Consider the following 13,142-nt stretch of genomic DNA (forward strand, 5'->3'; position numbering starts at 1 on the left):
CTTAGCTCAGCTGGGAGAGCGCCTGCCTTGCACGCAGGAGGTCAGCGGTTCGATCCCGCTAGGCTCCATATAAATAGGGAAAGCTTACATCAAATGATGTAAGCTTTTTTTGTGTTTAAATTTTATTAGGAAAGGCAACTTTCATATTTGTCGTTTAAAATGAAGAAAAGGTGTAAATAAGGAACGGGGGATAATTATGAAAGTTGTCATTGCATCTGATTCATATAAAGAAAGTTTGAAAGCTATGGAGGTATGTGGAGCTATTGAAAGAGGTTTTGCAGCAGTTTTTCCTGAAGCAGAGTACGTTAAAGTACCAATTGGAGATGGAGGTGAAGGAACGGTCGAATCTCTTGTTGGTGCTACAATGGGGGAAATTATATCACTTAATGTGACAGGGCCGCTTGGAGAGAGCGTGCAAGCCTTTTATGGTATGTCTAAGGATAAGAAGACAGCATTTATTGAAATGGCAGCAGCGTCAGGATTACAACACGTTCCAATTGAAAAGAGAAACCCACTTATTACAACGACAAAAGGGACAGGTGAACTTATATTACATGCATTAGATCAAGGAGCGAAACACATTATTTTAGGACTTGGAGGAAGTGCTACAAATGATGGTGGGGCTGGTATGCTATCTGCTTTAGGTGCAAGGTTTATAAACAGGAAAGGTGAAGTAATAGAACCCTCTGGAGGGACATTACATTTGATTACTACTGTTGAACTTTCTAGGGTTGATTCACGCCTAAAGGATCTAAAGTTAGAAGCGGCGTGTGATGTAGATAACCCTTTAGTTGGAGCTAGCGGGGCATCTTTTGTATTTGCGAGACAAAAGGGTGCAAATGTAGAGATGATGAAAGAGCTAGATGAGAATTTAAAACATTATGCTAATATACTTAAACAACATGTGTCTTTAGATGCATCTGAAATACCAGGGGCGGGGGCAGCTGGAGGAATGGGAGCAGCTGTCGTTGCGGTGCTCAAGGGGCAGTTAAGAAAAGGAATTGAAATTGTATTAGATTATACAAATTTTGACAAGTGTATAGAGGGCGCCGATCTGGTTGTAACTGGTGAAGGAAGAATAGATGAACAAACAGCGTATGGAAAAGCTCCTGTTGGTGTCGCGAAGCGGGCGAAATGTCGTCATATTCCTGTAATTGCTATTGGTGGATCTGTATCCTCGAATTATACGACTGTTTACGAAAAGGGAATTGATGCAGTGTTTAGTATTACAGCGAGTCCAATGACATTAGAAGAAGCATATAAAAGGGCAGAAGAGAATATCGAAATGACAGCAAGAAATATTGCAGCAGTGTGGAAACTAGCATCAGAAAAACGCTTCTAAATGTAGAAGTGTTTTTTAATTCATTTATTTGATGATATTTTGCGTAATCCTGAGTGATGATGGAGAAAAGTGCGGATAAAAATATTGGCTGATAGAAAGGTCAGTTGTTTCATTAAGTTAACTTTATACATAGAATAGTCTTAAAATTTAGGTTTCAATGAGTGTACAATTGAATATATTGTATATCCATGCAGAAAAATGTCGAGTTGAGTCAGACTATATAAAAGATTTAAAATATTTAGGAAGGCATAAAAGGGGGATACTATCTATGAAAAAAGAAATCTCAGTTATTGGAGTTCCAATGGATTTAGGACAGATGCGTCGCGGGGTCGATATGGGACCAAGCGCGATCCGTTATGCAGGGGTAATTGAAAGAATTGAACAAATTGGATATGACGTTAAAGATTTGGGAGATATATGTATTGAGAGAGAAAAAGAAGTAGATGAAAATACAAAATTAAGAAACCTTACACAAGTTGCAACTGTATGTAATGAATTAGCAAGTAAGGTTGATCATATTATAGAAGAAGGTCGTTTTCCGCTTGTATTAGGCGGTGACCATAGTATTGCTATCGGTACGCTAGCTGGTGTAGCGAAACATTATAAAAATTTAGGTGTTATTTGGTATGATGCACATGGTGATTTAAATACAGAAGAGACTTCACCATCTGGGAATATTCACGGTATGTCACTTGCTGCAAGTTTAGGCTATGGACATCCGACGCTTGTAGACTTATATGAAGCATATCCAAAGGTGAAGAAAGAGAACGTTGTAATTATCGGTGCACGTGCATTGGATGAAGGAGAAAAAGACTTTATTCGCGATGAAGGCATTAAAGTATTCTCAATGCATGAAATCGATCGTATGGGCATGACGGCTGTTATGGAAGAAACAATTGCGTATTTATCTCATACGGATGGCGTTCATTTATCATTAGATCTAGATGGGCTTGATCCTCATGACGCACCAGGAGTTGGAACACCTGTAATTGGTGGTCTATCTTATCGTGAAAGCCACTTAGCGATGGAGATGTTAGCAGAAGCTGATATTGTTACATCTGCTGAGTTTGTTGAAGTAAATACAATTTTAGATGAGAGAAACAGAACAGCAACAACAGCGGTTGCTTTAATGGGTTCTTTATTCGGTGAAAAACTGAAATAAATGTAAGAAAAGCAACTGTGAAGTTGCTTTTTTTATTGGAAAATAGGCGTATAATAATGACTTATATTATACTGTAGGGTAAGAAAGTTTGACATCTTACCAATTTAAGCTAAAGGGGGCGTTTGTAATTGTCGTTTGTTTCATGTATGGTATAATTAACTAGTTGTTGGAAATACATACAGATAGAGCATAAAACAATATTTCAATATATGGATAGAATTGCTCGTAAGTAGGAGGAAGGGTTAGCATGCCTTTTGAAGATACGACCATTTTGAAATATCTTAGTACGGCATTAGATATTGCTGTTGTATGGTTTATTATATATAAGCTAATTCTTATAATCCGGGGCACGAAGGCTGTTCAACTTTTAAAAGGTATTACAGTTATTATTGTCGTCCGGATGATTAGTATTTTACTTGAATTGCATACGCTATATTGGCTAACGGAACAAGTATTAACGTGGGGATTCTTAGCTGTTATTATTATCTTCCAGCCAGAATTGCGAAGAGCACTTGAGCAGCTAGGACGAGGTAGCCTGTTTTCGCGTGTGGGAACTCACGAGGAAGATGAACCTGAAATTGTTGCAACAGCGATAGCGAAAGCTACGGAATATATGGGAAAACGTAGAATAGGTGCATTAATCACGTTGTCAAAAGAGACTGGGATGGGTGACTATGTGGAAACGGGTATTCCGCTGAACGCAAATGTGTCATCAGAATTACTCATTAATATTTTTATCCCTAATACGCCTCTTCATGATGGAGCAGTAATTATGCAGGGAAGTACAATTAAAGCAGCAGCATGTTATCTTCCGCTATCAGAAAGTCCGTTTATTTCTAAGGAGTTAGGAACAAGGCATCGCGCTGCAATGGGAGTTAGTGAAGTTACTGATAGTATTACAGTAGTTGTGTCGGAAGAAACGGGTCAAATTTCTTTAACGAAAAACGGTGAGTTACATCGTGATTTGAAGACAGAGCAGCTGAAGGATATGTTGTTAGCAGAATTTAGTAGGAACGAAAAAACGACTTCTTCGTCTTTATGGAATTGGAGGAGAAAGCGTCATGGATAAGTTAATGGAGAATCATTGGTTTTTAAAAGGAATCTCATTACTATTGGCGTGTATGCTTTTCATGTCAGCAACTTTAACTGAAAAAAATACGACATCGAGTATATTACCTTTCGTAAATGAAACGAAAGAAACATTAACTGATTATCCTATTACCCTTAAGTATGATGAAGAGAAATATATTGTAAGTGGTATTCCATCAGGTGGAGTCAAGGTGAAGTTGGAAGGTCCAAAATCAGCAGTTGCTACAGCAAAAGCAAAAAAACAATTTGATATACCAGTTGATTTGAGAGATAGCGAAAAAGGAACTTATGAAGTTTCTTTGAAAACGAACGGGCTTCCAGATGATGTGAAAGGAACAGTTCAGCCATCAACAATTAAAATTACTCTACATGAAAAAGCGAGAAAATACGTTCATGTAGACTTAAAATTATCAAATGAGGATCAAATGCCAGCGGGTTCTACTCTCGAAAAATCAAACATTAAACCTGATACTGTTGAGGTAGTTGGGACGAAAGAAGAAATCGAAAGTATTTCATCTGCTAAGGCGTATATTGATTTGAAAGGTGTTAATAAAACTGTTACAAAAACACCCGAAGTTACATTATACAATAAAGAAGGAAAACGTTTAAATGTAAGAACAAGTCCATCTAAAATTAGTGTAACGTTGAATGTGGCGACGCAAGCTACAGCAAATAACGTCGAAAAAACAGTTCCTTTAACATATTCGAAAAAAGGTAATTTACCAGAAGGTTTAGCTGTTACAAATATTAGTGTTGAACCAAAAGAAGTAACGATAGCAGGTCCAAAAGACATTTTGGATAATATACAATCTATAGAGGGGGTCGAGGTAGATCTTAGTCAATTGACGGATTCTACAACATTCGATGCCTCTGTTTTATTGCCAAAAGGTGTGACAAGTGCAAAACCAAATCAAGTGAAGGTTTCTGTAGGGGTACAAAAGGTAAAACAAACGAAAAGTAAAACTATAGATGGTATCCCGATTCAAAAAAATGGAATTCCGAATGATGTTACTGCTCAGCTACTTTCGCCACAAGATGGAAAGATAAGCGTTGATATTTCAGGAGAAGCAAGTATAGTAGATAAAATAACAGCTGCTCAAATAACAGCTGCGATTAATCTGCAAAATGTATCTCCGGGGACGAAGGATGTTTCTATTCAAGTGAGTGGTCCTGGTAATATTTCGATAGAACCAAAACAAAAAAGTGCTAAAGTCACAATTGTGAAGAAAGAAAAGCCAGATAAAGAAGTACAGGGTAATATTGAACAACCAGATCCAGCAAACGATAAAGAAAATCAAACTGAAAAACCAAAAAATCCTGAACCGGATCCAGAAAAGGATCAGGAAAAAGATAAAGACAAAGAAAAAGACAAAGACAAAGAAAAAGAAAATGGCCAAGAAACGAGCCAAGAACCAACAGTAGATAATCAAAAAGAGCACGAAAAAGGAGCGAATAATAATGGGTAAATATTTTGGTACAGACGGAGTACGCGGGGTTGCAAATAAGGAATTAACACCTGAATTAGCATTCAAAATTGGACGTTTTGGCGGCTATGTATTAACAAAAGATACAGATCGTCCAAAAGTAATTATTGGCCGTGATACACGTGTATCTGGACATATGTTAGAAGGAGCTTTAGTAGCAGGTCTATTATCAACTGGAGCAGAAGTAATGCGTCTTGGTGTTATTTCTACACCAGGTGTGGCGTATTTAACAAAAGCTTTAGATGCACAAGCGGGTGTTATGATTTCTGCATCTCATAATCCAGTACAAGATAATGGTATTAAGTTCTTTGGTTCAGATGGTTTCAAATTAACAGATGAGCAAGAAGCTGAAATTGAAGCATTATTAGACAAAGAAGTTGACGAGTTACCACGTCCAACAGGTACTAACCTTGGCCAAGTGAGTGATTACTTTGAAGGTGGACAAAAGTATTTACAATACATTAAACAAACTGTAGAGGAAGATTTCTCTGGTTTACATATTGCTTTAGATTGCGCACACGGTGCGACTTCTTCTTTAGCTCCATACTTATTTGCAGACTTAGAAGCTGATATTTCAACGATGGGGACTTCTCCAAACGGTATGAATATTAACGAAGGCGTAGGATCTACACATCCAGAAGTCTTAGCTGAATTAGTAAAAGAAAAAGGTGCTGATATCGGACTTGCTTTTGATGGTGATGGCGACCGTTTAATCGCAGTAGACGAAAAAGGAAACATCGTTGATGGCGATCAAATTATGTTTATTTGTGCGAAGTATATGAAAGAAACTGGTCAATTGAAACATAATACAGTTGTTTCAACAGTTATGAGTAACTTAGGATTCTACAAAGCACTTGAAGCAAACAATATTACAAGTGATAAAACAGCAGTTGGTGACCGCTACGTAATGGAAGAAATGAAACGCGGTGGATATAACCTGGGCGGAGAACAATCAGGTCACATTATCTTACTTGATTACATTACAACTGGTGATGGAATGTTAAGTGCACTTCAACTTGTAAACATCATGAAAATGACGAAAAAGCCATTATCTGAGCTTGCAGGCGAGATGACAAAATTCCCACAATTACTAGTAAACGTTCGTGTAACAGATAAAAAACTAGCATTAGAAAATGAGAAAATTAAAGAAATTATTCGTGTTGTAGAGGAAGAAATGAACGGAGACGGTCGTATTCTTGTTCGTCCATCTGGAACAGAACCACTTATTCGTGTAATGGCAGAAGCACCGACACAAGAAATTTGTGATGGGTATGTACATCGTATTGTAGAAGTTGTGAAAGCGGAAGTTGGAGCTGAATAATTTACCAAATTTGTTTTAAAAGGAGCACAAGAAGTGCTCCTTTTTCATATGTTTTATAGACAATGAAAAAAATTTCATTGACGATTTATATTGTTTGTTATAAGATTGTCTTGTTCTTTTTCTCAAAGGAAATATTGTAAATTATAAAAGCGCCAGAACTACAAGTAGTGTAGTTGACGAGGTGGAGTTTATCGAGATTTCGGCGGATGACTCCCGGTTGTTCATCACAACCGCAATCTTTTACTTAAAACATTAAGGTGACTTAGTGGACAAAGGTGAAAGTGTGATGAGAGAAAAGGAACGGATGAATACTAGCTGTATAAGTATATACGGACTTTAACCCAATCGAGAGGAAGGTGAAAGCCGTTACAAGCTTACAGGGCTAGCAATATGTAATCCGTTTTTTTAATATAAATAAATGGTATCGGACTATGTCGTTACATGTTCGCAAAGCAGTGTAAGCATTTGTAACGGCGACTAAACATGTGTGGAATCGTAGGATTTATTGGAGAGCAAGATGCAAAGGAAATTTTATTAAAAGGTTTAGAAAAGCTAGAATATCGCGGATATGATTCAGCAGGTATTGCAGTACAAGCAGAGAACGGTGTTATTGTATACAAAGAAAAAGGCCGTATTGCAAAACTTCGCGAAGTCGTAGAAGAGAATGTAGCAGCAAGCGTGGGAATCGGTCACACACGCTGGGCTACACACGGTGTTCCAAGCAAAGTAAACGCGCATCCGCATCAAAGTACATCAAAACGCTTTACACTAGTTCATAATGGTGTAATTGAAAACTATGAGTTAGTGAAAAAGGAATATTTACAAGATGTAACGTTCGTAAGTGAGACAGATACAGAAGTTATCGTACAGCTTATGGAACAACAAGTGAGCACAGGACTAAGTGTAGAAGAAGCGTTCCGTAATACGCTATCTCTTTTACATGGCTCTTATGCAATCGGATTACTTGATGCTGAAAATCCAAACATGATTTATGTTGCTAAAAACAAAAGCCCGCTATTAGTAGGTGCTGGTGATAACTTTAACGTTATTGCAAGCGACGCTATGGCGATGTTACAAGTTACAGATCAATTTATCGAGTTAATGGATAAAGAAATGGTAATCGTAACGAAAGAAAGTATTACAATTAAAAACTTACAAGGTGAAACGATTGAACGTGCACCGTTTACAGCGGAATTAGACGCAAGTGATATTGAAAAGGGAACGTATCCTCATTTCATGCTAAAAGAAATCGACGAGCAACCACTTGTAATCCGTAATATTATTCAAAAGTACCAAGATGAAAATGGCGAAATTGAATTAGATCAAGATATCCGTAACGCAATTTTAGATAGCGATCGCATTTACATCATTGCATGTGGAACAAGTTATCATGCAGGTCTTGTTGGAAAGCAATTCATTGAGAAATTTGCGAAAGTACCAGTTGAAGTACATGTAGCAAGTGAATTCTCTTACAACATGCCATTATTAACAGAAAGACCATTCTTCATTTACATTTCACAAAGTGGTGAAACAGCTGATAGCCGTGCAGTACTTGTGCAAACAAATGAAATGGGTCATAAAGCATTAACAATTACAAACGTACCTGGTTCTACGCTTTCTCGTGAAGCTGATTATACACTTCCGTTATATGCGGGACCGGAAATCGCAGTTGCATCGACGAAAGCATACACAGCACAGCTTGCAGTACTTTCAATCTTAGCGGCTGACATTGCAAAAGCAAAAGGTGAGGTTCTTGATTTCGATTTAACACACGAATTAGGACTTGTAGCAAATGCAATGGTAGTACTTTGTGATCAAAAAGAAGAAATGGACGCATTAGCAAAACAATTTTTAGCAACAACGCGTAACTGCTTCTTCATCGGACGTAGCGTAGACTTCTTCGTAGGTTTAGAAGGTGCGTTAAAACTAAAAGAAATCTCTTACATCCAAGCAGAAGGATTTGCTGGAGGAGAATTAAAACACGGTACAATCGCCTTAATCGAAAACGGTACACCAGTTATCGCACTTGCTACACAAGAGCACGTAAACCTTGGAATTCGTGGTAACGTGAAAGAAGTAGTAGCACGCGGAGCTAACCCATGTATCATCTCAATGAAAGGCTTAGAAATGGAAGGTGACAGCTTCGTATTACCAGCTGTACACGAAGCACTAGCACCGCTAGTAGCAGTTATTCCATTCCAACTTATCTCATACTACGCAGCACTTCACCGCGAGTGTGACGTTGATAAGCCACGTAACTTAGCTAAGTCTGTTACTGTTGAGTAGGAGATTGGTAGGTTAATAAATATAGTTGTGGATTTGAAATAAATTTACGAATTTGTATCCCTTTAGATATGTAATCTAAAGGGATATTTTTGTGTCGAAAAAGAACATCTAAAATTGCTAAGTGGATGGCACTCTACTAATGAAAGGTTTACTTTATCGGCTTTAGAACGGAACTACTTTTATTTATCTGAATTTTCCGTTACTATTTTAAGTATCCGTGAACAATTTTCTTTATTACGACAAAAAGAGACGATAGATTCATGGACATTACAAGGGGGCTTATTATATGAAAGTGAAAGCAAAAACATATTTAAGTATAGAAGAGATTATTTCATTACCGTCCTTATCAAGTGCAAACGTAAGTGATGATGGCAAAAACGTAGCATTTGTAAAAAAGTCAGCTAACTGGGAAGACAATACGTATAGAAATCATGTATGGATATATGAGAAAGATAAAGGGCAGAGTTACCCACTAACAGATGGGGATATAGATAGTACACATCCATTATGGTCTCCAGATTCTAAGACTATTGCATACCTTAGCCCAGGCGGTGACGGAGCTAATACAAATCAGATCTTTGTTAAGTCAATAGACGGTTGTAGTGAGGTTCAAATGACTGGTGAGGAAGAAGGGATTAGTACATTTAAATGGGATCCCATGGGTAAAGGTTTTTATTATGTTGCACAGTCAAAAGAATGTGAGGAAATACAGAAACGTAAGGAACGATATGGAGATTTCCATCATGTAGGTAAGGAACATCGGAATAATTGTTTATACTACATTGAAATAGAAAAAGTGAAACAAAATGATAAACAGGAACGGAAGGTTAGCGGTCTTTATCAATTAACGGAGGGTAAGGATTTTTATATACATAACTTTGATATTTCAAATGATGGGACAAAGGTTGTATTTATAGCTACACCAAGCCTAAACGATTATATGAATGGTGATCTATACATATTAGATGTTGAAGCTGAGGAACTACAAAAGATGAATGTAGATAAGTTGTTGGGCGGGAGCGTTTGCTTTTCTCCTGAGGGCAGCAAAATATGTTACTCAGCAAGCATAAGGGAGAAGGAGTACTATAGAAACCATATACAAGAAAGTATATTAGAGATATATGATATGAATACTGGGGAGGTAATTCAGCCTCTAACAAACTTTGATAGTACGGTTATGCCATTACAGTGGACAGATAAGGGGATTTTAATTAGATGGCAGGATAAAACTAATTATCTCATTGGGTTGCTATGTGAAGATGGGACTGTGGAAATGTTAAGTGACAAAGTAGATGGCTTTATAATGGATGCTTCTATAACAAGGGATGGAAATCATATATCCTATAATAAGGCTATTACAAATGAAACCTTTGAAATCTATTTAGACGATAAAAAAATAACGAATGAAAATAGCTTTTTTGAAGGAAAGCTTAAAAGTAATAGGGAAATAATCTCATGGAAAAGTAGTGACGGTCTTGAAATAGAGGGTGTTTTATCGACTCCAGTAGAGTTTGACACAAATGAAAAATATCCCTTATTAGTAGTAATCCATGGTGGTCCGGCTTGGGCATCCTTCCCAATATTTTCAGATTGTTTTAATGAAAAATATCCTATTGAGCAGTTTATCGAAAAAGGCTTTATCGTTTTAGAACCAAACTACAGGGGAAGTTCTGGTTATGGTAATGAATTCTTAAAAGCAAACTATAGAAAACAGGGGATTGCTGACTACGAGGATGTTATATCTGGAGTGGATAAACTAGTTGAAAAAGGGATTGCAGATAAAAATAGAGTAGGGGTTATGGGATGGAGCAACGGAGGATATATATCAGCTTTCTGTTCTACATTTAGTAGTAGATTTAAAGCTATTTCAGTTGGGGGCGGAATTACTAACTGGAGTACCCATTATGTAAATACAGATATCCCTTACTTTATTAGAATGCATTTAGGAAATACTCCATGGAATGATCCAGATATATATACGAAAACATCACCAATGACATATATTAAATCAGCCTGTACGCCCACTTTAATCCAACATGGCGAAAAGGATGCAAGGATTCCAACTTCCAATGCATATGAGCTATATGAAGGGTTAAGGGATATGGAAGTTGATACAGAATTAATTATATTTAAAGGAATGGCATATAGTCCTGATCAGCCGGGAATGAATGTAGCTATTATGAAACAGAATCTGATGTGGTTTTCACACTATATTCTTGGGGAAAGTATGAAAGATTTTAGGGTTTTATAATGGCTTGTTTTAGTCTTTAAGCTTTTTAGATGCTTGAAATAAAGTCGTACACATTTATCCGGTTATATATGATTGAGTTTAACATTTCGGATAAGGCAAACTGTGAAATATTTTGGTGTAAATAAGAAAAGAGCCTGAATGTAGGCTCTTTTCTTATTTATATTTAAAAGGTGAACTGTTCTTATGCAGTTTTACTTAATTTATATGCTTCACGGTTATTTTTTTTGAAAAGTTTTGGGAAAACATAACCATCTAATCCAATACGCCCAGCATTCTGTCCTGCAACTAAAATGAACATAGTTAAAATAAGTAGGTTTGGGTTTACACTAACAGTTCCGCTTAATAAAAATGAAAGGTTCATTATGATGCCGAAAAATGCAGCTGTTTTTGTTAATCCACCTAAAATCAAACCTAGTCCTACTAAAATTTCTCCCCATTGAACTAAAAAGCTAAATAGGTCTGCGTTTGGAAGAACAAAATGTTGAAGAAAATCTGCCCACCAACCTTGTACTGCAGGGTGGTCACCTGATGCTTGAGCGATAGCTCCTTTTAGAAAACCACTTGCATCAAAAGACTGTCCAAAAACTTTTCCTATTCCAGCAGCGAGCCATGCATATCCTATGTAAAGTCGTAAAAATAATAATATGAAAGTAGCGCGTTTATCAGTTCTTAAAAAATTGATAACCATTGAAATCCCTCCAATGTATTGTATTTACATGTTTATTATTTATCCATTGTGAATAAATTCACAATGGATAAAGTGTGAACAAAAATGGTGTTTTTATAAAATAAAAAAGGCATATAACAATCATATGTTATATGCCTTTTCTATTATATGTTTAGTAATTTATTTAGGTAATGTAAATTTAACTTTTTTACCTTGTGAAATATCTTTAGCTTCTTTATTTCTCATAGGTCCTAACTCAATCTCAAAGCTTTTTTCTTTCCAAATCTTTTCGTACTGCTCTTGATCTAAAATATATACTTGCAGCAATTCTCCAGATGTTCCAGTTTTAACTGCAGCGTTATAGTCGTAATTTAATAGCATACCTTCATTAATCGTATATTGTGTACCATCATTCACTCTTAATGTAGAGCTTATAGGAGATAGTGAAACGTCTTGAGCATCTTTGTTATCAAGCTTGAATTTTACTGTTAACAGAACAAGACCGTTTTTAAAATTTGCAAAGCGTGGAGCTTCGACGGAATTTGGTGTGAATTGAGTGAATTGGTATCCGTCTAATGTAACATTAACAGCACCTAATTCTTGGCTGTTATTAATACTTGATTTCTCTTTTAACATTTTTTTATCGCCCATGTTATTAGCTGTAGCTTTATCTTGGTAGAAAGTGTTATCTGTTGCAACCTTTTCAGCACCTTGTTTGTTTAAACTTAATGAAAAGCTTCCAGGACTTCCGATTGGAGCATCAAATTTTCCTTTATTAGCTTGTGCAGTTGGGACTGTGACTGAGACCGTTGAGAGATTTGAAATTTTTGCTAGATCATCTTTTCCGAATGGATAAGCGATATAACCAGAAATAGTTTCTCCTGCTTTTACTAAGTAATCATTCGTTGGAGCAAGCTTAGTTGGTAGCTGATCTTCTGTTGGAATTAAATCTCTATAGTTACTATATGCTTTCTGAGCACCAGTAAATGACATGTCCAATGCTGGCATATAATAAATATCTTTAGCTGAACTATTTTTTACGCTGTAGTTCACAAGAATAACTCCGCCCTCTGTTTGACGATTAAACGGAATGTCGAAGTTTGTATGGAATCCATTTAATTCAACTAATGTATAACCATTCATTGTTACTGAAACATCTTCAGCTTTATAGACTTGTGGTTCCTTATTTTCAAAAAGAACTTTTGTTTTACCACCTGTTTCTTTTTCCATATAGGAAATCAGCTTAGAGTAATCGCTTGAGCTAGTAGCTGTATTTTCAGGCTTTTTATCTTCAGCTTTTTTATCTTCAGCTTTTTTATCTTCGGATTTTTTTTCTTCAGGTTTATTTTCTTTCGTTGTATCCGTTTTTTCTGTTTTGTTTTCTTGCGTTACATCTTCTTTTTGTTCTTTATTTGTCGTATCGCTTTGACCACAGCCAGTTATTACAAAAGCTGCTACGATTAGTGTAGAAAATAAAGAAAGTAATTTTTTTGACATGTTTCTTCCCCCTATTTGTTTAAAACCAGTTGGGTCTGTATAA

The 13,142-nt window shown here is 36.5% G+C and carries 9 protein-coding genes, 1 tRNA gene and 1 pseudogene; 9 read left to right on the forward strand and 2 right to left on the reverse strand.

Annotated features, from left to right (window positions below):
* Window position 1: 1 nt before the first annotated feature.
* The 9 genes and pseudogenes from BAU23_RS24420 to BAU23_RS24455 all read left to right on the forward strand — a co-directional run bounded on the left by BAU23_RS24420 (window position 2) and on the right by BAU23_RS24455 (window position 10,935).
* A tRNA-Ala gene (locus BAU23_RS24420) sits at window positions 2-68 on the forward strand.
* Between the two features lie 128 nt (window positions 69-196).
* Window positions 197-1,342 carry a glycerate kinase gene (locus BAU23_RS24425; protein ID WP_071735295.1) on the forward strand — a complete coding sequence of 382 codons (1,146 nt, stop codon included), beginning with the start codon at window positions 197-199 and terminating at the stop codon, window positions 1,340-1,342.
* Between the two features lie 268 nt (window positions 1,343-1,610).
* Window positions 1,611-2,504, forward strand: coding sequence for an arginase (gene rocF / locus BAU23_RS24430; protein ID WP_000711584.1), 894 nt, complete (start codon window positions 1,611-1,613; stop codon window positions 2,502-2,504).
* Between the two features lie 247 nt (window positions 2,505-2,751).
* Complete coding sequence (gene cdaA / locus BAU23_RS24435) at window positions 2,752-3,573, forward strand: diadenylate cyclase CdaA (protein WP_001115705.1); 822 nt, start codon at window positions 2,752-2,754, stop codon at window positions 3,571-3,573.
* Window positions 3,566-5,059, forward strand: coding sequence for a CdaR family protein (locus BAU23_RS24440; RefSeq protein WP_000359611.1), 1,494 nt, complete (start codon window positions 3,566-3,568; stop codon window positions 5,057-5,059). The genes cdaA and BAU23_RS24440 overlap by 8 nt, the downstream gene beginning before the upstream one ends.
* Window positions 5,052-6,398 carry a phosphoglucosamine mutase gene (gene glmM / locus BAU23_RS24445; protein WP_000521477.1) on the forward strand — a complete coding sequence of 449 codons (1,347 nt, stop codon included), beginning with the start codon at window positions 5,052-5,054 and terminating at the stop codon, window positions 6,396-6,398. The genes BAU23_RS24440 and glmM overlap by 8 nt, the downstream gene beginning before the upstream one ends.
* A 286-nt stretch (window positions 6,399-6,684) precedes the next feature.
* Window positions 6,685-6,869 (forward strand): annotated as a pseudogene (locus BAU23_RS31060) (hypothetical protein).
* A gap of 12 nt (window positions 6,870-6,881) precedes the next feature.
* Window positions 6,882-8,684, forward strand: coding sequence for a glutamine--fructose-6-phosphate transaminase (isomerizing) (gene glmS / locus BAU23_RS24450; RefSeq protein ID WP_000334146.1), 1,803 nt, complete (start codon window positions 6,882-6,884; stop codon window positions 8,682-8,684).
* A gap of 286 nt (window positions 8,685-8,970) precedes the next feature.
* Complete coding sequence (locus tag BAU23_RS24455) at window positions 8,971-10,935, forward strand: S9 family peptidase (protein ID WP_000864885.1); 1,965 nt, start codon at window positions 8,971-8,973, stop codon at window positions 10,933-10,935.
* Window positions 10,936-11,116: 181 nt separating this feature from the next.
* On the opposite strand, the gene BAU23_RS24460 is transcribed toward BAU23_RS24455, so the two are convergent.
* Window positions 11,117-11,623 (reverse strand): DoxX family membrane protein, encoded by a 507-nt coding sequence (locus BAU23_RS24460; RefSeq protein WP_000236347.1) that lies wholly within the window; start codon window positions 11,621-11,623, stop codon window positions 11,117-11,119.
* 159 nt (window positions 11,624-11,782) lie between these two features.
* A complete protein-coding gene (locus BAU23_RS24465; protein WP_071735297.1) occupies window positions 11,783-13,099 on the reverse strand; it encodes a DUF5068 domain-containing protein in 1,317 nt (438 codons plus the stop codon).
* Between the last annotated feature and the right edge of the window lie 43 nt (window positions 13,100-13,142).

This window comes from Bacillus nitratireducens, from assembly GCF_001884135.1.
GTDB lineage: Bacteria > Bacillota > Bacilli > Bacillales > Bacillaceae_G > Bacillus_A > Bacillus_A nitratireducens.

Bases quoted from the DNA above. Each gene is read 5' to 3' on its own strand.
- BAU23_RS24425 (WP_071735295.1), top strand. From the start codon at position 197: ATGAAAGTTGTCATTGCATCTGATTCATATAAAGAAAGTTTGAAAGCT.
- rocF (WP_000711584.1), top strand. From the start codon at position 1,611: ATGAAAAAAGAAATCTCAGTTATTGGAGTTCCAATGGATTTAGGACAG.
- cdaA (WP_001115705.1), top strand. From the start codon at position 2,752: ATGCCTTTTGAAGATACGACCATTTTGAAATATCTTAGTACGGCATTA.
- BAU23_RS24440 (WP_000359611.1), top strand. From the start codon at position 3,566: ATGGATAAGTTAATGGAGAATCATTGGTTTTTAAAAGGAATCTCATTA.
- glmM (WP_000521477.1), top strand. From the start codon at position 5,052: ATGGGTAAATATTTTGGTACAGACGGAGTACGCGGGGTTGCAAATAAG.
- glmS (WP_000334146.1), top strand. From the start codon at position 6,882: ATGTGTGGAATCGTAGGATTTATTGGAGAGCAAGATGCAAAGGAAATT.
- BAU23_RS24455 (WP_000864885.1), top strand. From the start codon at position 8,971: ATGAAAGTGAAAGCAAAAACATATTTAAGTATAGAAGAGATTATTTCA.
- BAU23_RS24460 (WP_000236347.1), bottom strand. From the start codon at position 11,623: ATGGTTATCAATTTTTTAAGAACTGATAAACGCGCTACTTTCATATTA.
- BAU23_RS24465 (WP_071735297.1), bottom strand. From the start codon at position 13,099: ATGTCAAAAAAATTACTTTCTTTATTTTCTACACTAATCGTAGCAGCT.